Annotated in this window: 16 protein-coding genes and 1 riboswitch; of the genes, 12 read left to right on the plus strand and 4 right to left on the minus strand. The window is 67.7% G+C overall.

Annotated elements, in window-relative coordinates; genetic code table 11:
- The first annotated feature begins 21 nt into the window (after positions 1–21).
- From C8C99_RS17095 to C8C99_RS17125, 7 genes are all read left to right on the plus strand, one after another.
- Positions 22–699 (plus strand): carbonic anhydrase, encoded by a 678-nt coding sequence (locus C8C99_RS17095; protein WP_108626385.1) that lies wholly within the window; start codon positions 22–24, stop codon positions 697–699.
- Positions 700–799: 100 nt separating this feature from the next.
- Positions 800–3,244, plus strand: a complete 2,445-nt coding sequence (locus C8C99_RS17100; RefSeq protein ID WP_108626386.1) for an adenosylcobalamin-dependent ribonucleoside-diphosphate reductase — start codon at positions 800–802, stop codon at positions 3,242–3,244.
- Entirely contained in the window at positions 3,241–4,575 is a 1,335-nt protein-coding gene (locus C8C99_RS17105; protein WP_108626387.1) for an NnrS family protein, read from the plus strand. The genes C8C99_RS17100 and C8C99_RS17105 overlap by 4 nt, the downstream gene beginning before the upstream one ends.
- 23 nt (positions 4,576–4,598) lie before the next feature.
- Complete coding sequence (locus tag C8C99_RS17110; protein WP_108626388.1) at positions 4,599–5,276, plus strand: nitroreductase; 678 nt, start codon at positions 4,599–4,601, stop codon at positions 5,274–5,276.
- A 36-nt stretch (positions 5,277–5,312) separates the two neighbouring features.
- A complete protein-coding gene (locus tag C8C99_RS17115) occupies positions 5,313–5,726 on the plus strand; it encodes a hypothetical protein (protein WP_056641986.1) in 414 nt (137 codons plus the stop codon).
- 122 nt (positions 5,727–5,848) lie between these two features.
- Positions 5,849–6,328, plus strand: coding sequence for a hemerythrin domain-containing protein (locus C8C99_RS17120; protein ID WP_108627218.1), 480 nt, complete (start codon positions 5,849–5,851; stop codon positions 6,326–6,328).
- Positions 6,329–6,583: 255 nt separating this feature from the next.
- Positions 6,584–7,666 (plus strand): AbrB family transcriptional regulator, encoded by a 1,083-nt coding sequence (locus tag C8C99_RS17125; protein ID WP_108626389.1) that lies wholly within the window; start codon positions 6,584–6,586, stop codon positions 7,664–7,666.
- Positions 7,667–7,693: 27 nt separating this feature from the next.
- Here C8C99_RS17125 and C8C99_RS17130 read toward each other — a convergent pair whose 3' ends face one another.
- The 3 genes from C8C99_RS17130 to C8C99_RS17140 all read right to left on the minus strand — a co-directional run bounded on the left by C8C99_RS17130 (position 7,694) and on the right by C8C99_RS17140 (position 10,160).
- Positions 7,694–7,993 (minus strand): DUF3567 domain-containing protein, encoded by a 300-nt coding sequence (locus C8C99_RS17130; protein WP_055392879.1) that lies wholly within the window; start codon positions 7,991–7,993, stop codon positions 7,694–7,696.
- 201 nt (positions 7,994–8,194) lie between these two features.
- Positions 8,195–9,346: a DUF3108 domain-containing protein gene (locus C8C99_RS17135; RefSeq protein ID WP_108626390.1), complete on the minus strand. Its 1,152-nt coding sequence runs from the start codon at positions 9,344–9,346 to the stop codon at positions 8,195–8,197.
- Between the two features lie 31 nt (positions 9,347–9,377).
- Entirely contained in the window at positions 9,378–10,160 is a 783-nt protein-coding gene (locus C8C99_RS17140; protein WP_108626391.1) for an IclR family transcriptional regulator, read from the minus strand.
- 102 nt (positions 10,161–10,262) lie between these two features.
- Between C8C99_RS17140 and C8C99_RS17145 the strand changes: the two genes are divergently transcribed.
- A complete protein-coding gene (locus C8C99_RS17145; protein ID WP_108626392.1) occupies positions 10,263–11,273 on the plus strand; it encodes a fumarylacetoacetate hydrolase family protein in 1,011 nt (336 codons plus the stop codon).
- Between the two features lie 97 nt (positions 11,274–11,370).
- Positions 11,371–12,348 carry a tripartite tricarboxylate transporter substrate binding protein gene (locus C8C99_RS17150; RefSeq protein ID WP_108626393.1) on the plus strand — a complete coding sequence of 326 codons (978 nt, stop codon included), beginning with the start codon at positions 11,371–11,373 and terminating at the stop codon, positions 12,346–12,348.
- 103 nt (positions 12,349–12,451) lie between these two features.
- On the opposite strand, the gene C8C99_RS17155 is transcribed toward C8C99_RS17150, so the two are convergent.
- Entirely contained in the window at positions 12,452–12,865 is a 414-nt protein-coding gene (locus C8C99_RS17155) for a VOC family protein (RefSeq protein WP_108626394.1), read from the minus strand.
- Between the two features lie 364 nt (positions 12,866–13,229).
- Between C8C99_RS17155 and C8C99_RS17160 the strand changes: the two genes are divergently transcribed.
- The 3 genes from C8C99_RS17160 (at position 13,230) to C8C99_RS17170 (ending at position 18,509) form a co-directional block, all read left to right on the plus strand.
- On the plus strand, positions 13,230–14,393 hold the full coding sequence (locus C8C99_RS17160) for an iron-containing alcohol dehydrogenase (RefSeq protein ID WP_108626395.1): 1,164 nt from the start codon (positions 13,230–13,232) through the stop codon (positions 14,391–14,393).
- 94 nt (positions 14,394–14,487) lie between these two features.
- Positions 14,488–14,577: riboswitch (glycine riboswitch) on the plus strand.
- 161 nt (positions 14,578–14,738) lie between these two features.
- Positions 14,739–17,084 (plus strand): penicillin-binding protein 1A, encoded by a 2,346-nt coding sequence (locus C8C99_RS17165; protein WP_108626396.1) that lies wholly within the window; start codon positions 14,739–14,741, stop codon positions 17,082–17,084.
- Positions 17,085–17,426: 342 nt separating this feature from the next.
- Positions 17,427–18,509, plus strand: a complete 1,083-nt coding sequence (locus tag C8C99_RS17170; RefSeq protein WP_233247251.1) for a hypothetical protein — start codon at positions 17,427–17,429, stop codon at positions 18,507–18,509.
- Positions 18,510–18,640 lie beyond the last annotated feature (131 nt).

Raw genomic sequence — 18,640 nt, forward strand, 5'->3', positions numbered from 1 at the left:
CCGCTACCGATTGCCCGCCCCATGCCCGACGAGTTGCTGGACCGTTTGCGCCGCTTCCATGACGACGCCTTTCCCCAGTATCGCCAGCAGTTCCAGGCGCTGGTGGATGAGGGGCAGCATCCCACCACCTTGTTCATTGGCTGTTCCGACTCTCGCCTGGTGCCCTACCTGCTCACAGGCGCAGGGCCGGGTGAGCTGTTTCTGGTGCGCAATGTGGGGGCCTTCATTCCGCCGTATGACGGATCGCATGGCCACCATGGCACCACGGCGGCCATCGAATTTGCGGTGCTCAACCTGAAGGTGCGCCGCATCGTGGTGTGCGGCCACAGTCACTGTGGGGCTATCAAGGCGATGTATGGTGAGGTGTCGCCTGAGGCGCCCAACCTGAACCACTGGCTGGACCTGGGGCGCGAGGCCTTGTTGCCCATGCAGCCAGGCCCCGAGGTGCTGCGCCGCACCGAGCAGCGTGCCGTGGTGCTGCAACTCGAACGCCTCATGGAGTACCCCATGGTGCGCAGTCGTGTGCAGTCGGGCCAGATCAGTCTGCATGGCTGGCACTATGTGATCGAGGACGGTGAGGTCCATGTGTTCGATGTACAGACCGGTGGGTTTGTGCCTGCCTCGCAGTCCGACCACAGCGGTACCGGCCCCTATCAGCCGTATGTGGAGCATGACGGGCAAGTGCTGGTGGACGAGTGACCTGTCCCCCGCTTGCCAGGAGCCAGCATTCGGAGTGGAATGAGCGCTCCTTGACGGAACGCAACCCCGTTTCAGCGTGAAACCCAAATCATCGGCCCCCATGAAACGCGAACCCCAGCCCCCTCTCCACCCCACCGCTTCCCTGCAGCCCATCAGCCTGGATGTGCTGCGCGAGAAATACCTCAAACCCGGCGAGACCACCGCTGACGAGCTTTACCAACGCGTGGCGCGGTCCCTGGCCTCGGTCGAAAAGCCTGAGCTGCGCGAAAAGTACGAAACCCTGTTTTTGGCCAATCTGAAGGCGGGCGCCATCGGTGCTGGCCGCATCATGAGCGCCGCAGGCACCGATATCCAGGCCACGCTCATCAACTGCTTTGTGCAGCCCGTGGGCGACTGCATCCAGGGCGTGGACGACGAGGGCTTTCCGGGCATCTATGAAGCCCTGCGCGAGGCCGCCGAGACCATGCGCCGTGGCGGTGGCGTGGGCTACGACTTCTCGCGCATCCGTCCCAAGGGCGCGCAGGTCAAGGCCACGGCTTCCATGGCGTCGGGGCCGTGCAGCTACATGAACGTGTTCGACCAGTCTTGCTCCACCGTGGAGAGCGCCGGCGCACGCCGGGGCGCCCAGATGGGCGTGCTGCGCATAGACCATCCCGATGTGCACGAGTTCATCACCGCCAAGCGCACGCCGGGCCGCTGGAACAATTTCAACGTGTCGGTGGGGGTGTCGGACGAGTTCATCCATGCCGTGCAGAACAACGCGCCGTGGGAGCTGGTGCACAAGGCCCGCCCTGGCGCTGCCGTGCTGGCCCAGGGCGCCTACCAGCGTGCCGATGGCCTGTGGGTGTACGCCACCGTGCCGGCGCGCGAGCTGTGGGACACGATCATGAAATCGGCCTACGACTTTGCCGAGCCGGGCATCCTGTTCCTTGGCCGCATCAACGAAGACAACAACCTGCACTATTGCGAAGACATCGCGGCGACCAACCCCTGTGGCGAGCAGCCGCTGCCTTCGTACGGGTGCTGCGACCTGGGTCCCGTCATCCTGACCCGTTTTGTGCGCCACCCCTTTGGCTTTGGTGGTGTGGCGGCGTTTGACTTCGACGCCTTCACCAAGGCGGTGGCGCTGCAGGTGCGTGCCCTCGACAACGTGCTCGATGTGACCTACTGGCCACTGCCGCAGCAGCGCGACGAGGCCATGGCCAAACGCCGCATTGGCGTCGGCTTTACCGGCATGGGCAACACGCTGGCCATGCTGTGCCTGCGTTACGACCTGCCCGAGGGCCGCACCATGGCCGCGCGCATTGCCGAGTGCATGCGCGACGCTGCGTACGCCGCATCGGTGGACCTGGCGCGCGAGAAAGGGGTGTTCCCGAAGTTCGACGCCAACGGCTATCTGGCCGAAGGCACGTTCGCCAGCCGCCTGCCGGAATCGCTCAAGGCGGCCATTCACCAGCACGGCATCCGCAACAGCCACCTGCTGTCCATCGCCCCCACGGGCACTGTGAGCCTGGCCTTTGCCGACAATGCGTCCAACGGCATCGAGCCGCCGTTTTCGTGGATGTACAAGCGCAAGAAGCGCGAGTCGGACGGCAGCACCACCGAATACGCGGTGGAAGACCATGCCTGGCGCCTCTACCGCGAGCTGGGCGGCGACGCGGATGCGCTGCCCGACTACTTCGTATCGGCCCTGGCCATGCCTGCCGAAGGCCACATCGCCATGATGGAAGCCGTGCAGCCCTTTGTGGACACCGCGATTTCCAAGACCGTCAACATCCCCGCTGACTACCCCTACGAAGGGTTCAAGGACCTGTATCTGCAGGCCTGGCGTGCGAAGCTCAAGGGCCTGGCCACCTACCGGCCCAACGCCATCCTCGGATCGGTGCTGGAAACCCATGCAACTCCTGCGCCTGCGCCCGCTGCGGCACCTGTGGCGGCACCTGCACCGGTGGTGGACCCCATGCGCACCGTGATCGAGAGCCGACCGCAAGGCGGGCTGTCGGCGGTGGCCGAAAAGCTCGAATACTGGACACAGGAGGGCCACAAGACCCTGTACCTCATCGTGTCGTTCCTGCCCGTGCCCACGGGCGTGGGCAACGGTACGGTGGACCGTGCCATCGAGTTCTTCATGCCCGTGGGCCAAAGCGGCGAGTCGCAGCAGTGGATCACTTCCAGCATGCGGCTGTTGTCGCTCGCAGCGCGTGGGGGCTTCCTGGAGCGGGCGCTGTCGGACATGCGCAAGGTCGCCTGGGACCGTGGCCCGGTGCGCCTGGGCACTCATCGCAAAGACGATGGCACCATGGTGCCGATGTGGCATGACTCCGAAGTGGCGGCCATGGCCTACGCCATCCAGAACATCCTGGCGCGCCGGGTGGCCGACCCGGTGCAGCAGCAGCTGCCGCTGGATGAGCCCGCTCCCCCGCCCGTGGCCGTGCCCCAGGCCATGGCGGGCAAGAAGTGCAGCGAATGCGGGGCGCACGCCGTGATCCGCAAGGATGGTTGCGACTACTGCACGCAGTGTGGGCACCTGGGAAGCTGCGGATGACCACTCCTCGGCCCACCATTCCCGTGCGGGCAGCGTCGGGCAAGCCGTCTGCCGAGGCACTCGCGCAGATGGACAGGCACTGGCGCTGGCGCTATGTGATGCTGGCGCCCCATCGGCTGGGTTTTTTGCTCGCCATGGCGGTGCTGGTGGCTTCGGGGATGTGGTGGGCATTGGTGCAGGTGGACCGGTCCACCCAGTGGTGGGCATTGCCTGCCGCGCTGCCGCCCACGCTGGTGCATTCCGCAGTGATGGCTTTTGGATTCATCCCGCTGTTCTTCTCGGGCTTTCTCTTCACGGCGGGCCCCAAGTGGCTGGGGGTGGAGCCGCTGCCTGTCAGCGCGCTGCGGTTTCCCCTGCTCGCCCAGGCTGCAGGCTGGTTGCTGTGGCTGGCTGGCGCGCATTGGCATGCTGTGGTCGCGCTGGTCGGGCTTGCGCTGGCCTGCGGCGGGCTGGTGTGGATGACGGTGCAGTTCTGGGGCCGGGTGCGGTTGAGCCAGGCGCAGGACCAGCTTCATGCGCGCGTGATTGCGGGCGCTTGCCTGCTCGGCAGCGTCAGCGTGGCGGGGCTGTGGCTCAGCCTGGTGCTGGGGGCCCCCGCAGTGGCCAGGGCGTGGGTGATCACGGGCCTCTGGGGGTTTGTGGTCGTGGTGTATGTCACGGTGGCGCACCGCATGATTCCCTTTTTTACCTCCAGTGCCATGCCCATGGTGCAAGCCTGGCGGCCTTTCTGGGTGCTTTGGCTCATGCTGGCGGCGGCGTTCCTGCAGGTGCTGGCCGTGTGGCTTGAATGGGCCGGCATCTCTGCCAGCGCCGCGGGCCCCGCCTGGGGACTGGTGCATGGCGCGCTGCAGCTGGCGGTGGGGGGCGTGCTGATCTGGCTGGCCTGCGTGTGGGGGCTGGTGCAGAGCCTCAAGAACAAGCTGCTGGCCATGCTGCACATTGGCTTCTTGTGGCTGGGTGTGTCCTTCTTGCTCGGGGGCGTGTCCGCGTGGCTGGCCTGGGGGCTGGGCGTTGGCGGCCTGGGCCTGGGCGCCCTGCATGCGCTCACCATGGGATGCCTGGCGTCGTTGATGCTGGCCATGGTCACGCGGGTGTCTTGTGGGCACAGCGGGCGGGCGTTGGTGGCTGACCGCATGGCGTGGTCGCTGTTCTGGCTGCTGCAGGCCGCCACGGTGCTGCGCATTGTGGCTGCGGTGCCGGGTGTCCCCGGTGTGGTGCTGCTCTGGCTGCTACCGGTGGCCGCCGTGCTGTGGGCTGGCACCATGGCGGCGTGGGGTGTGCGCCTGGGCCGCTGGTATGGCTGTCTGCGGGCCGATGGCCGACCGGGCTGAACCCGCTCCTTCAAGGATTTGCAATGGCTGTCATTCCCTGGCCTTTGAGCCACGTATCCAAGCCTCCCGCTGCCTCCGCACGCGCGCCGGTGGCGGAGGATGTGGCGGGCATGGCTGCGGCGCTGATCCAGTCGCGCCAGACCATCCTGCCCAAGCGACTGGGCACCCCCGGGCCGAATGCCGCCGAATTGGCGCAGATCCTCCAGGCCGCAGCCCATGCGCCAGACCATGGCCAACTGGTGCCCTGGCGGTTTGTGCTGGTGCCTGATGCCTCGCGCCCCATGCTGGCCGGTGTGTTTGCCCAGGCCTTGTTGGAGCGCGACCCGGCTGCCACCCCCGAGCAGGCCGAGCAGGCGCGGGAGAAGGCATACCGGTCTCCCGTGCTGCTGCTGGCGGTGGTGGACGCTGAGCGCGGCGATGCCGAGATCGACCTGGCCGAGCGCACCGTCTCTGCTGGTTGCGCCGTGCAGAATATGCTGCTGATGGCCACCGCGCAGGGGTTCGGATCGGCACTGACTAGCGGCAAGGCCTTGAAGGCGGCCAGCCTGCGCGCACTGTTTCAGCTGGCACCGTCTGAGCAGGCCCTGTGTTTCATCAGCATCGGTACCGTACAGTCGCGCAAAGCGGCGCGGGCTCGTCCCGCGGCGAGGGCCTACGTGAGTACGCTGGATGCCGAACGGGGCGTGGTACCCGGTTTTTAAAGCCCCGCCCCCTTTCTTTGATTGCGAGACTTTTTCATGGATATTTCCAGTTTTGACGACCTGCTGCAGGCAGCACGCATGCAGCCTGAACCCCAGCGCCTGCTGTTTGTCTTTGCGGCGGTCGAGTTGCCTGATGACGCCACCCCCGCGCAGCGCGCGCGTTTCGAGGCCGGGCAGGGCGGCTCCCTGGCGCCGCTGATGTGCGTGGACAAGACGCCACAGGAACTGGCATCGTTCGACGCGTTGGTGGACGAGGCCCGCCAGTTCACCGCCCCGGGCCACGACTGGGCCATCGTGTTTGCGGCGGCCCTCTCGGGCACGCTGAACAAGGCGCCCACCAGTGCCGATGCCGAGGCTCCGTTGCAGCGCATGGTGGATGCGATCAAGGGCGGCGCGCATGGGGCGTTCATTCCGTTCGACCGCCAGGGTCACCCTGTGCGGTTTGGCTGAGGCGAGCCATGGCTTCTGCCTCCGCACCTGCACCGACATCGGCTGCCATCCTCGGGGGCGCCATACCGCGCCACGTGCCAGGCTTCAGTGCGCCCGCCGTGGGCTTCGAGCAGCCCTTTGCCATGCTGGAGGCTTGCCACGAACGCGTGCAGCGTACGCTGGGTTTGCTGGGCCGCTTGCGTGCCCATGTGCAGGCGCAAGGGGTGGACAACGATGCCCGCCAGGCCGCGCGCGATGTGCTGCGCTATTTCGACATCGCGGCGCCGCTGCACCACCAGGACGAAGAGCTGCATGTGTTCCCGCTGCTGCTTGCCCAAGCCACGCCCGAAGTGAAGGACCTGGTCTCGCAACTGCAGCGGGACCATGTGGCCATGACGTCCGACTGGGCGGCAGCCCGGGCTGGCCTGCAGGCGATGGTGGACGGGGGCTCCTCGGGCTTTACCCCGCAGGATGAGGCCGCGTTGGACCGCTTTGCTGCCCGGTATGACGCCCACATTGCCGCCGAAGAAGGGGTGGCCTACCCCGCAGCTGCCACGTTGCTGGCGCCAGATGCGCTCGCCGCGATGGGGCGTGAGATGGCTGCGCGGCGTGGTGCTACCTGATTGCTATTAAAAATATAGCTTTCGAAGCATATTCGACTAGCGCAAGAAGCCATTTGGGCTGGATTTCTTGCCTGGACGGCTTTTCAAGGGCCTGAAGAGTCCCTGGGACGCGCAGCGCACGGTGGTGGCCGTTGCCCGGTGGCGATGCCAGCCGTTCCGTCTGGGCAGTACCGTTGCAGCCGCAGCGGGTAGGTGCCGCGCGATACTGCGGGGTTGCGCACGCCGCCTGCTGCGCCTGCTAGTCCCCCGTTTCGTATGCCCCCCCACTTCGTTGTTCGTACCCTGGCCACCCTTGCCCTGGCGTGGGCCGCCGCCGCTGCCTGTGTGGCGCTGCACACCCCGCTGCCCTGGATGATCGGCCCGCTGCTCGCCACCTCCATCGTGTCGATGGCCGGCGGTCCCACCGAGAGCTGGGGCCCGCTGCGCAACGCTGGGCAATGGACCATTGGCGCCGCCCTGGGCCTGTATTTCACGCCCCAGGTGGTCGCGCTGATCGGGGGGCTGTGGTGGGCCATCGTGCTGGGCATCGTGTGGGCGCTGTTCCTGGGCTGGCTGTTTGGCGCGTGGCTCTACCGCGTGCACGCACCGCGCATGCATGGCGTGCCCGCCTCCATGCTGCGTGCCACCAGCTACTTTGCCGGGGCGATTGGCGCGGCGTCCGAGATGACCTTGTTGTCCGAACGCGAAAACGCGCGCACCGACCTGGTGGCCGCCAGCCACAGCCTGCGGCTGCTGATCGTCACGGTGACCATTCCGTTCGCGCTGCAGTTCAGCGGCCTGCACGGCCTGGACATCTTGCCGCCCACGCTGCGGGTGGTGAGCTGGCCCGGGCTTGCGCTGTTGGCGGTGCTCACTGGTGCGGGCGCGCTGCTCATGGAGCGCCTGGGCCGAGCCAACCCGTGGTTCATGGGGGCCATGCTGGTGTCCATGGGCCTGACCATGGCGGGCCAGAGCCTGTCGGCCGTGCCCCAGGGCATGGTCAATGCGGCCCAGCTGGTGATCGGAGTGAGCTTGGGTGTGCGGTTTCGCGCGGAGTTTTTGCACACCGCGCCGCGTTGGCTGGCCTCGGTGGCGCTGGGCACGGTGGGCCTGATGGGCGTGTGCGCGCTGTTTGCTGGCGCCCTGGCCTGGGCCACGGGGCTGCCCTGGGTCACCTTGCTGCTGGGTACCTCGCCGGGCGGCATCACCGAAATGGCCATCACGGCCAAAGTACTGCAGTTGGGGGTGCCGGTGGTGACTGCGTTTCAGGTGTGCCGGCTGATTGCGGTGCTGATGCTGGTGGACCCGCTGTACCGGCGGATTTATCCGCCCAGCGAGCACGTAGGCACGGTGGGCTGAGCTAGCGCACCGTGCCTTGTCGCGGCGTCAATGCACCACGACCGGGTTCTGCGCCAAGCCCGCGTAGCGGTCCAGTGCGTCTTCCACTTCTTCCTGGGTCGGGGTGTCGCGCTGCCAGGCCAGGATCTGCTCCTGGAACATCTCGGCCCAGGAGCCGTCCAGATACACCTCTTTGCCCGAGCGCTTGTCCACGATTTCAAAGCCGTGGCGTGCGAGTTGGGGAACAGCAGGGGCGGTGTCGTTGAGCACCTGGGCGCTCTTTTTCTCCACGGCGTCGGGCAGCATGTGGACCACCACGAAGGATTCTGAGTCGTAGAGCATGTGCATCGTGTTCCCCTTGTCGATATAGATGTCAGATGACAGCGGGTGCACAGAGTTCAAGGGGCCCCGGTAAAGCCCGTGGCTTTTGCCCTCTGTTGCGTTGCAGTATTTCATGAAAAACGGAGCACTCCGGGTTCACGGGGCTTTTTTGCCCGGATGGCGTTTGGGCGCAACACTCGGTTCGGCGCAAGCAAGCGCAGGCCGCGCTCAGGGCGGGCCGCTGGCGCGCAGCAGCAGGTCGGCGAAATCGCCGTTGGCCTGGGTGAGCTTGATGCGCACGGGCAGGTAGCCCAGCCCTGGGGCCACCCAGAGCTCGGCCTTCTGGTCATAGTCCTTGCGGGGCAGGCGCAGCAGCTTGAGGGCGGGTGTGGGCCCGGCGGGCAGGTCCAGGGTTTCGGGGCCTTCGACGGTGAAGGTCCAGCGGTCGGCGCTGCGAGCGCTCACAGTGGTCAGCGTGATCTGGGTGCCGGGCACAAACCGGCCCGGGTCTGCCGCCAGCATCGCGCCCAGCTGGATGAACAGGCTCAGGCGGTCCTGCACCCCGGGGCCCGCCACGGCATCGGGCGTGTTGGCGCTGAAGGTGACACGGCCCTTGGCGTAGTCGAAATGGGCGGCCTGCTCGCTGCGGGATTTGTCGGAGAACTTCTCGGGCAGCAGTCCTTGCTCTGTGACCGTGCCGACGCTGCGCTGCGTGCGGGTGCCCACCAGAAAGGCGCTGATCTCCTGGCGCGCCTCGTAGCGGTTGCCGTCGTGCTGCCACAGCAGCTCGGCCTTGGCGCTGTAGGCGAACTTTTTGGCCTGGCCGCTCACGTCAAACGCAAGACGCGTGGGGGCGGGCATGCGCACGGGCGGAGGTGAGGCGCTGGCACTGCGGCCGGTGCCTCCGGGCGGGCGGATGTCCACGCCTGTGCCGGTCTGGGCGTCTTCGGCGGGGGGCTCTGGGGGCGTGGCTGGTACCGATGCCGCAGGCGCGGGTGCAGGGGCGGCGTCGTTGGTAGGTGTCTCAGGGGTTGCGCTGGCCACAGTGGTTGCGGCACCGGTGTCCGCAGGCGTGCCAGCTTCTACGACAGGGGCGGCTACCGGTGCAAGTTCGGGACGGTCCTGGGCCGCAGGGGCTGGGGGGCGCTTGGGGGAGGGCGCCTTTTTACGGGGCGGAGTTTGCGGTGCGGCAACCGGCACGGCAGTCACGCCGGCAGGCGCAACGGTTGGTGGTGGCGGTGCGGGCGCAATGCTGCGCGTGCTGAACACCTGGCTGGACGGCTGCGCGGGGCTGTCCCAGGCCAGAGGCACGCCGCTGAGCACCAACCAGTGCAGGGCCAGCACCAGGGCCGTGATGAAAACCAGCGCGCGCCGTGGCATCTGCTCGCCGCTTGTGTGGGGGGCGGGGCCGTCAGGCGCTGCCTGCGCCCAGGTCGCTGGACAGCTGGGCCGCCGCCGTGCGCAGTGGTGCATCAATGGCGCCGCCCCATTCGGGGTCGAAGGTGGCGATGGAGCCCAGGGTGGTGATGCCCAGCTCCAGGTGGCCGTCGGCGTCGAACACCGGGGCGCAGAAGGCGACGATGCCGGGCAGCAGTGTGTCCACCACGCGGGCGGCGCCGCGCTCGCGCACCTCGGCCAGCAGGGTGTTCACCTCGGCCATGGTGGCGGGCAGATCGGTACGGCGCATCTTGACGGCGCGGGCCAGCTCCTCTTTCAGCAGCGGCGCCACCACCTCCGGTGACATGAAGGCCGCAAAACACCGGCCCGTGGCCGACGACAGCAGTGGCATCACGTCGCCCAGGCGCAGGTTGGCGGTGACAGCCTGGGGCGATTCCTCCCAGTGCACGATGGTGGGGCCGTGGTTGCCCCACACGGCCAGCGCCAGCGTGTGGCCGATGGTTTCCATCAGTGCCGGCATGCGCTCGCGGGCCAGGCGCACGCCATCGAGCCGCGTCAGCGAGGCCAGCCCCAGCTTGAGCGCGGCCGGGCCCAGGTCGTAGCGCGCGGTGCGCGGATCTTGCGTGACCAGACCCAGGCGCTGAAAGCTCACCAGATACCGGTGCGCCTTGGCCGCGCTCATGCCCGCCGAGGCGGCCACGTCCTTGAGCATCAGCGGCCCGCGCGAGCGTGTCAGCCCCTCCAGCAGGGCAAAACCCACCTCGACCGATTGAATTCCTGCACGTTCTTTGTCCATGTGCACTAAAATTTGCGAGTTTTGTTTAGTTAAATCAATTTACCCAAGCGTAATTCGTGCTGGGTGAAGCCTTCAACCCCTTGAGACAAAGGTCCTGCCACCATGAAACTCGCTACCTACAAAGACGGCTCGCGCGACGGCCAACTGGTTGTCGTCTCCCGCGACCTGGGCACGGCCCATTATGCGACCGGCATTGCCAGCAAGATGCAGCAGGCGCTGGACGACTGGGGCTTCCTGTCGCCCCAGCTGCAGGACCTGTACGACCAGCTCAACAGCGGCCGCGCGCGCCACGCCTTCCCCTTCGACCCGGCCCAGTGCATGGCCCCGCTGCCCCGCGCCTACCAGTGGGCCGACGGCTCGGCCTACATCAACCACGTCGAACTGGTGCGAAAAGCGCGCAACTCCGAAGTGCCTGAGAGTTTCTACACCGCCCCCCTGATGTACCAGGGCGGCAGCGACGACTTCATCGGCCCCTGCGACGACGTGGTGGTGCCCAGCGAGGCGATGGGCATCGACTTCGAGGCCGAGATCGCGGTCATCACCGGCGACGTGAAGATGGGCACCAATGCCGACCAGGCGCTGGACGGCATCCGCCTGGTGATGATTGCCAACGACGTGAGCCTGCGCAACCTGATCCCGGCCGAGCTGGCCAAGGGCTTTGGCTTCTTCCAGAGCAAGCCCGCCACCGCCTTCGGCCCCGTGGCCGTGACGCTGGACGAACTGGGCGACGCCTGGGACCACGGCCGCGTGAACCTGACCGTGCAGTCCACCTGGAACGGCCGCAAGGTCGGCATGTGCGACGCGGGCCCCGAGATGACCTTCCACTTCGGTCAGCTGATTGCTCACATCGCCAAGACACGCAACGTGCGCGCCGGCTCCATCGTGGGCAGCGGCACCGTCAGCAACAAGGGCGTGGAGCAGAACGGCCGCATGGAATGGCCCAAGGGCTACAGCTGCATCGCCGAAAAGCGCTGCATCGAAACCATCCAGGACGGCAAGCCCAGCACCGAGTTCATGAAGTTTGGCGACACCATCCGCATCGAAGTCAAGGGCAAAGACGGCGCCAGCATCTTTGGTGCCATCGACCAGACGATTGCCGCACCGGCCGCCTGAGGCCCTGCAGCGCAAAATTTTGAATAAAACCGGCTGCATGCGCAAGTTGAATATGCGCTGGCAGCTATCAAATTCATAGTATCAAGGAGACAACCCCATGCAACGCCGTACCCTCTTGTCCGCCCTGGCCGCCGCAGGCGCCACCACCGCCGCGCCCTGGGCCGCCGCCCAGTCTGCCTGGCCCGACCAGCCCCTGCGCTGGGTGGTGCCGTACCCCGCCGGTGGCGGCACCGACGTGCTCGCCCGTACCGTGGCCGAGGCCATGCGCCAGACGCTGGGCCAGCAGATCGTGGTCGACAACCGCCCCGGTGCCTCGACCAACATCGGCGCGCAGATGGTGGCCACGGCCAAGCCGGACGGCAACACCTTCATGTCGGCCGACAACGCCGTGCTGGCCTACAACGAGCACCTGTTCACCAAGCTGCCGTTCAACCCCGAAAAGGACTTCACCTACGTGGGCGGCATCAGCCGCTTCCCGCTCGCGCTGGTGGTGAACCCGGCGTTTGAAGCCAAGACGGTGAAGGAATTTCTGGCCTACGCGCGCGCCAATCCCGGCAAGCTCAACTACGCATCGCCCGGCAACGGCTCGCCGCACCACTTGGCGATGGAGATGTTCAAGAACCGCACCAAGACCTTCCTCACGCACATCCCCTACCGCGGCGCCGCGCCCGCGCTGCAGGACGTGATGGGTGGCCAGGTCCCCTGCATGTTCCTGGACCTGGCCGCCGGCCTGCCCGTGATCACCTCGGGCAAGGTGCGCGCCCTGGCCATCGGCTCGGCCAAGCGCATCGCTGCGTTGCCCGACGTGCCCACGCTGGCCGAGGCGGGGGTGCCCAACACCGAGGTGTTCGCGTTCCAGGGCATCCTGGCGCCCGCTGGCCTCCCCGCTGCCATCACCGCGCGTTTGAATGTCGACCTGAACAAGGCCCTGCTGAACCCCGCCGTGGTCAAGCGCATGAACGACTTCGGCATGGAAGCCTTGCCCGGCACGCCTGAACAGTTCCGCGCCATGGCGCGGGCCGAGTCCAAGCGCTGGGGCGAGATCATCAAAGCGGCTGGCGTAAAGCTGGACTGATCGCGCAGCACTTCGGTGCACAGGGCAGTGCACTGGGTGGCTTGGTTTTGCCGAGCCTTGCCACCTCTGTGGCCTCGCAGGCCGCCTGCCTGTTCAAGCCCACCTATTCAGGCAGATGGCACACCGCCTCGATGTTGTTGCCTTCCGGGTCGATGACAAACGCGCCGTAGTAGTGCGGGTGGTAGTCGGGCCGCAGACCCGGGGCTCCGTTGTCTTGGCCCCCGGCTTCCATGGCGGCGCGGTAGAAGGCATCGACCTGGGCCCGTGTGGCGGCCCGCCACGCCAGGTGGCAGCCTGTGGTGGCGGGCGGGCCGCCGTAGGGCGAGGGGCCGTCGATGAACCACACGTCGGCTTTTTTGCCGTCGGGCTCGGTCGGGGCCGGGTAGGCAAAGCCCAGCATGTTTGAGCCGTAGTTGCCTTCAAAACACAGGCTGTAGCCCAAAGGCGTGAGGGCGACGGTGTAGAACGCCTTAGTGCGGGCAATGTCGGTGACGCGGAAAGTCATGTGGTCCAGCATGTGAAATGGCTCCTGGGCTGATGAAGGGTGGTTGATTGCACGAATACTGTATTTATGTACATGTATTTTGGCAAGCATTTCAGGGGAAGCGTGGTGACACGCAGCACCTGACTCCACCTCCGGTCGAGTCGCTCGGGGCGCTCCCGCTTTCGCTTTGCCGCCGCGGCGCCCCGCGCCCCAAGGGCGCGCGCACTCGGAGGCGCTGAACGGCGCCTTACCCCCGATGGCCCGTCCCCGCCGTGGGCGCCCGGCTTGGCGGTGGTGGCCACAGGGTTATCGCGCGCGCGACGCGGCCCGTGTGCGGGTGCGCCGCACAATGCGTGCCCCAGCGGCGCCCGCGCCCGCCTTCCTCAGAAAGATTCCCATGCTGAACTTCGACTTTCACAACCCTACCCACATCGCCTTCGGCCAGGGCCGCATTGCCGAACTGGCCAAGCTGGTGCCCGCTGCCGCCAAGGTGCTGATCCTGGTGGGCGGCGCCAGCGCCGAAAAGACCGGCACGCTGGCCGAGGTGCGCGCCGCGCTGGGCGATCGCCAGCACGCCACTTTCAGTGGCATCGAGCCCAACCCGAGCTATGAAACCTCCATGAAGGCCGTGGCACAGATCCGCGAAGGGGGCTTTGACTTTCTGCTGGCCGTGGGCGGTGGCTCGGTGATCGACGCCACCAAGTTCATCGCGGCCGCTGTCCGTTTCGAAGGCGATGACCCCTGGGCCATCCTTGAAAAGCACGGCCGGAACATCAAGGGCGCCATGCCGTTCGGCTCAGTGCTCACGCTGCCCGCCACGGGCTCGGAGATGAACAACGGCGGCGTCATCACCCACCGCGGCAAGGGTGCCAAGCTGTCGTTTGGCAGCGTGCATACCTACCCTGTGTTCTCGGTGCTCGACCCCACCAAGACCTACACCCTGCCGCCCCAGCAGCTGGCCAACGGCGTGGTCGATGCGTTTGTGCATACGGTGGAGCAGTACCTCACGTACCCGGTCAATGCGCCGGTGCAGGACCGTTTTGCGGAAGGCATCCTGCAGACGCTGATCGAGGTGGGCCCGCGCCTGCTCGCGGCCACCGAGCCCGTGTACGACGACCGCGCCAACCTGATGTGGGCCGCCACCATGGCGCTCAACGGCCTGATCGGCGCGGGCGTGCCGCAGGACTGGGCCACGCACATGATCGGCCACGAACTCACGGCGCTACACGGCATCGACCACGCGCGCACCTTGGCCATCGTGCTGCCCGCGCTGCTGAACGAGCGCCGGGTGGCCAAGCGCGCCAAGCTGCTGCAGTATGGCGAGCGCGTATGGGGCATCACCACCGGCACCGACGACGAACGCATCACGGCGGCCATCGAGCGCACGCGCGATTTCTTTGAGGCCATGGGCATCGCCACGCGCCTGTCGGGCTACGGCCTGGGCAGCGAGGTGGTGGACACCGTGGTGGCGCAGCTCGAAGCGCACGGCATGGTGACGCTGGGCGAGCAGCGCGAGATCACACCCGCCGTGAGCCGCCGCATCCTCGAAGCCGCGCTGTAACGCTGCGCACGGGGCGCGCCAGCGAAAAGGCCCAAGACCCCGGGCCAATGACCTTGAGGCCCGGTTCGGTTTGTGCGCGTGGGTTAGAGTCAACCCTTCTCTTGCGGGAGAGCGGGGCGTACGGCGCCCCCGCCGAAGGCGCAAACTCCCATCATCGCTCAGGCAACCGGACCGCAAGAGACCATCGCCGACTGGAGAGAGGCCGCCACCATCGCGCAACGCGGGTGGGGTCCACCGAAGGGGCTGGCTGCCACCGCAGCTGAAACTCTCAGGTAACAGGGACAGGGGGAGAGGCGCCGCAGGCCCGTCTTGGAACGGGCACTGCACCAGCCCGAGTTCCCTCCCATGCCGTCATCATCTCCGTCTGTCGCCGCGCCCAGCGGTGCGCTTCACCCCAAGCGCTCGGCGCTCAAATTTCTCTGCGGGTTCCTGGTGGGCCTGGTCCTGGCCGGGGGCTCCGGCGGGGCCTGGGTGCTCCATCTGCTGTGGCAGCAACTGCCCACCGTGGACCACCTGGCCGACTACGACCCCATGCGGCCCTTGCGCATCTTTGCGCGCGACGGCAGTCTGCTGGCGGAGTTTGGCGAGGAGCGCCGCGAGGTCGTGCCCATCGGCGACATCCCGCTGCATGTGCGCCAGGCGCTGCTGGCCATTGAAGACGCGCGCTTTTACGAGCACGGCGCGGTGGACTTCACCGGCCTGGCGCGCGCGGCGCTGCGCAACGTGGTGTCCGGCGAACACGCCCAGGGCGCCAGCACCATCACGATGCAGGTGGCGCGGGTGTTCTTTCTGAGCCGCGTGAAAACCTACAGCCGCAAGCTCATGGAGATCCTGCTGGCCTACAAGCTGGAGGCCACGTACAGCAAGGACAAGATCCTGGAGCTGTACATGAACCAGATCTACCTGGGCGAGCGCGCCTACGGCTTCGCAGCGGCAGCGTCGGTGTACTTCGACAAAACCCTGGACGAGCTGACGGTTGCCGAGGCGGCGATGCTCGCCGGCCTGCCCAAGGCACCTTCAGCCTACAACCCCGTCGTCAACCGCGAGCGCGCTACCGTGCGCCAGCAGTACATCCTGCAACGCATGCACGCGCTGAGCTACCTGGACACCGCCGCCTACGACGCGGCCAGTGCCGAGGTGCTCACGCTGCGCACGCAGACGCGATCCATCGATCCGGCAGCGGCCTTTGCCGTGGGGCAGGCACGCAAGACGGTGGTGGCCCACTTTGGCGACGATGCGTACGCGCTGGGCCTGGATGTGGTCACCACCCTCAGCGTGGCCGACCAGCGGGCCGCCACGCAGGCCCTGCGCGCCGGGCTGCTGCGCGCCCAGGAGGCCCAGGGCTATGCGGGGCCAGAAGCCTGGGTGGCCGCCCGCGTGCCCGCCGGCCATCGCCGCGAAGTGCGCGCGGCCCTCGCGCCCTTTCCGGACAGCGGTGAACTGCGGACGGCCCTGGTGCGCGAGGCGTCGCCGGCGCAGGGCATCACCGCCGTGCTGCGCGACGGTACGGGCGTGCAGATTCCGCGCAGCCGGTTGAGCGCGGGCGCGCGGGCGGCGCTGTCGCCCACAGCGTCCCCGGGGCGGCGCATTGCGCCCGGTGCGGTGATCCGCGTGGTGGCCGATGCGCGACAGCAATGGCGCCTGGCCCAGTTGCCGGGCATGGAGGGGGCCCTGGTCTCGCTGGACGCAGACACTGGGGAGATCCTGGCGCTGGCCGGGGGCTTTGACCACGCGCTGAACCAGTTCGACCATGCGGTGCAGGCCCTGCGCCAGCCCGGCTCCACCTTCAAGCCGTTCATCTTTTCCGCCGCGCTGGAAAAAGGCTACGCGCCCGGCACGCTGGTGGACGACGCGCAGCGCGTGGTGACCCCTGCCGCCCGGGGGCGCGCCGCCTGGAGCCCGCGCAACTACGGCGGCAACTACGAAGGCTTCATTTCCGCGCGGCGCGGCCTGGTGCGCTCCAAGAACATGGTAGCCGTCAACCTGATGGAAGCGGCCGGGGTGCAGTACGTGCAGCAGTTCGCCGCCCGCTTCGGATTCGACCCCGCGCTCAACCCGCCGCGGTTGCCGTTGGCGCTCGGCGCGGGCGCTGTCACCCCGCTGCAGCTCACGCAGGCCTACGCCGTGTTCGCCAACGGCGGCACACTGGTCCAGCCCCGGCTGATTCGCAGCGTGAGCAAGCGCGGCGGCGCGGTGCTGTACGCGGCGGACGGGCCCTCACCCCGCGCCACTGTGGTGTCCGAGCGCAACGCCTTCGTGCTGGACAGCCTGTTGCGCGACGTGGTCGAGCACGGCACCGGCAGGCGGGCCAAGGCGCTCGGCCGCCCCGACGTGGCGGGCAAGACCGGCACTTCCAACGACGCGCGCGACGTGTGGTTTGCGGGCTATTCGTCGGGCGTGGTCTCGGTGGTCTGGATGGGCTACGACCAGCCGCGCAGCCTGGGCCGACAGACCGGCGGCACGCTGGCGCTGCCGGTGTGGACCGAGTACATGGCCGTGGCGGTGCAGGGGCGCCAGCCGGTACTGCGCACCATGCCGCTCGATCTGATGCGCTTTGGGGACGACTACCTGTACCCAGAATACGTCTTTGGCACCTGCGTCGATGACCGCACAGACTTTGTCCAGAGCCCCTTCGAGTGCGGCCTGACCGGACGCCGCCCGCCAGCCGAGGGTGCTTTGGATTTTGGTTGAAAACGGATAGGGCGCTTGTTGATTAAGCACTGGGTGCTACGAAATGGGGAGCGAATATTCACGCCCGCACCCCCGCGCCCTCCATCCACCGCCGCCGTCGAGTGCATGGCATGGTGACCCTGGGCGAGCAGCGCGAGATCGGGCCCGCCGTGAGCCACCGAATCCTCGAAGCCGCGCTGCAAGCGGTTGCGGGCGGTTAGGGCGGGCATGCGCTCGCCCCTTTCGCTCCGCATTTCGCGCCGCGCAGCGGCGTTTCGTCGCAGGGCGCTGGAGCCCGCCGGTTGTGCCGCCTACAGTGCCGTCAAGCCGCCCCTCTGGGTGGCATTTGACGAAAGGCGCACCGTGACCCTCATCTTCTTTCTGGCCCTCCGCTCTGCATGGCGAAAGGCCCGTGCCCCGCTGCTGGCGGCTTTTGTGGCGCTGCTGGCCTGGGCCACGCCGGCCTCGGCCCAGTACGCCGGCCTGCGCACCCTGGTGGTCCCTGGCGCCCAGCCCGTGACCGTGGCACTGTTCTACCCCACCCCGGTGGTGGCGCGCACCCAGCCCATGGGCCCGTGGCGGCCCGTGGTCACGCCGGGCGCGCCGGTGGCAGCCGCGCCCCTCAAGGGCTTGATCCTCATCTCGCACGGCACCGGCGGCCATGAACTGGGCCACCACAACCTGGCCACGCGCCTGGCGGCCGACGGCTATCTGGTGGCTGCACTGCGCCACCCGGGCGACAACTGGGAAGACCGGTCGATGATCACCTCGGGCCACTACTTCAGCGAGCGCCCCCGCCAGGTGAGCCGCGTGCTGGACGCGCTGCTGGCCAGCCCCGAATGGGGCCCCCGCATTCCGGCCGGGCACATTGGCGCCGTGGGGCACTCGGCGGGTGGCTACACCGTGCTGGCCCTCGCTGGCGCACAGGCAGAACCGGCCCGTGCGGCGCAGCATTGCGGCAGCGTGTCGGACGACCCTGGCTTTTGCAGCCTGGGCAAGCTCCCGAGCCGTGCCCAGTCTGGTCAGGCCGCGCCGGCTGCTGCCGCTGCGGCGCCCGCGCAGGGCTCCGCCGTCGTGCAGGACGGCCCGCTGGTCTCGGTGGCAGACCCCCGCATCCGCGCCGTGGTGGCCATGGCGCCCATGGCGGTGGTGTTCACGCAGGGCAGCCTGAAGGCCATCAGCGTGCCCGTGCGGCTGATGGTGGCCGAGCGTGATGCCGTGCTCACCGGCAAGTACCACGGCGGCTACGTGGCGGCCCAACTGCCCTCCGCACAGGCCAGCACGGTGCCGGGAGCAGGCCACTTTGCCTTCATGGCCCAGTCCGTCTGGCCGCTGGCCTCCGAGGCGGGAGACGCCGCCGCCAACCCCGAGGGCTTCGACCGCGTGGCCTACCACGCCACACTGGAGAACGAGGTGGTGGAGTTTCTGGCGAGGCAGCTGCGTTGAAGGTCTGCGGCGACGGCACGCACGGCAATGCCATGCTGTAAGCCAATGCCGCCAACCTGCGCGCACCGTGGGACAAAGGGCCCCATGGCTGGTAGGGTGTCGTTTTCTGTTCTCCCGATCAACGCCACAAC

The sequence above is a fragment of the Acidovorax sp. 107 genome, from assembly GCF_003058055.1.
Classification (GTDB): Bacteria; Pseudomonadota; Gammaproteobacteria; order Burkholderiales; family Burkholderiaceae_C; genus Acidovorax.

Excerpts from the sequence above, each read along its gene's own strand:
- C8C99_RS17100 (WP_108626386.1), top strand. The coding sequence starts at position 800 with ATGAAACGCGAACCCCAGCCCCCTCTCCACCCCACCGCTTCCCTGCAG.
- C8C99_RS17110 (WP_108626388.1), top strand. The coding sequence starts at position 4,599 with ATGGCTGTCATTCCCTGGCCTTTGAGCCACGTATCCAAGCCTCCCGCT.
- C8C99_RS17135 (WP_108626390.1), bottom strand. The coding sequence starts at position 9,346 with ATGCCACGGCGCGCGCTGGTTTTCATCACGGCCCTGGTGCTGGCCCTG.
- C8C99_RS17095 (WP_108626385.1), top strand. The coding sequence starts at position 22 with ATGCCCGACGAGTTGCTGGACCGTTTGCGCCGCTTCCATGACGACGCC.
- C8C99_RS17160 (WP_108626395.1), top strand. The coding sequence starts at position 13,230 with ATGCTGAACTTCGACTTTCACAACCCTACCCACATCGCCTTCGGCCAG.
- C8C99_RS17150 (WP_108626393.1), top strand. The coding sequence starts at position 11,371 with ATGCAACGCCGTACCCTCTTGTCCGCCCTGGCCGCCGCAGGCGCCACC.
- C8C99_RS17115 (WP_056641986.1), top strand. The coding sequence starts at position 5,313 with ATGGATATTTCCAGTTTTGACGACCTGCTGCAGGCAGCACGCATGCAG.
- C8C99_RS17105 (WP_108626387.1), top strand. The coding sequence starts at position 3,241 with ATGACCACTCCTCGGCCCACCATTCCCGTGCGGGCAGCGTCGGGCAAG.
- C8C99_RS17125 (WP_108626389.1), top strand. The coding sequence starts at position 6,584 with ATGCCCCCCCACTTCGTTGTTCGTACCCTGGCCACCCTTGCCCTGGCG.
- C8C99_RS17140 (WP_108626391.1), bottom strand. The coding sequence starts at position 10,160 with ATGGACAAAGAACGTGCAGGAATTCAATCGGTCGAGGTGGGTTTTGCC.
- C8C99_RS17165 (WP_108626396.1), top strand. The coding sequence starts at position 14,739 with ATGCCGTCATCATCTCCGTCTGTCGCCGCGCCCAGCGGTGCGCTTCAC.
- C8C99_RS17120 (WP_108627218.1), top strand. The coding sequence starts at position 5,849 with ATGCTGGAGGCTTGCCACGAACGCGTGCAGCGTACGCTGGGTTTGCTG.
- C8C99_RS17155 (WP_108626394.1), bottom strand. The coding sequence starts at position 12,865 with ATGCTGGACCACATGACTTTCCGCGTCACCGACATTGCCCGCACTAAG.
- C8C99_RS17145 (WP_108626392.1), top strand. The coding sequence starts at position 10,263 with ATGAAACTCGCTACCTACAAAGACGGCTCGCGCGACGGCCAACTGGTT.
- C8C99_RS17130 (WP_055392879.1), bottom strand. The coding sequence starts at position 7,993 with ATGCACATGCTCTACGACTCAGAATCCTTCGTGGTGGTCCACATGCTG.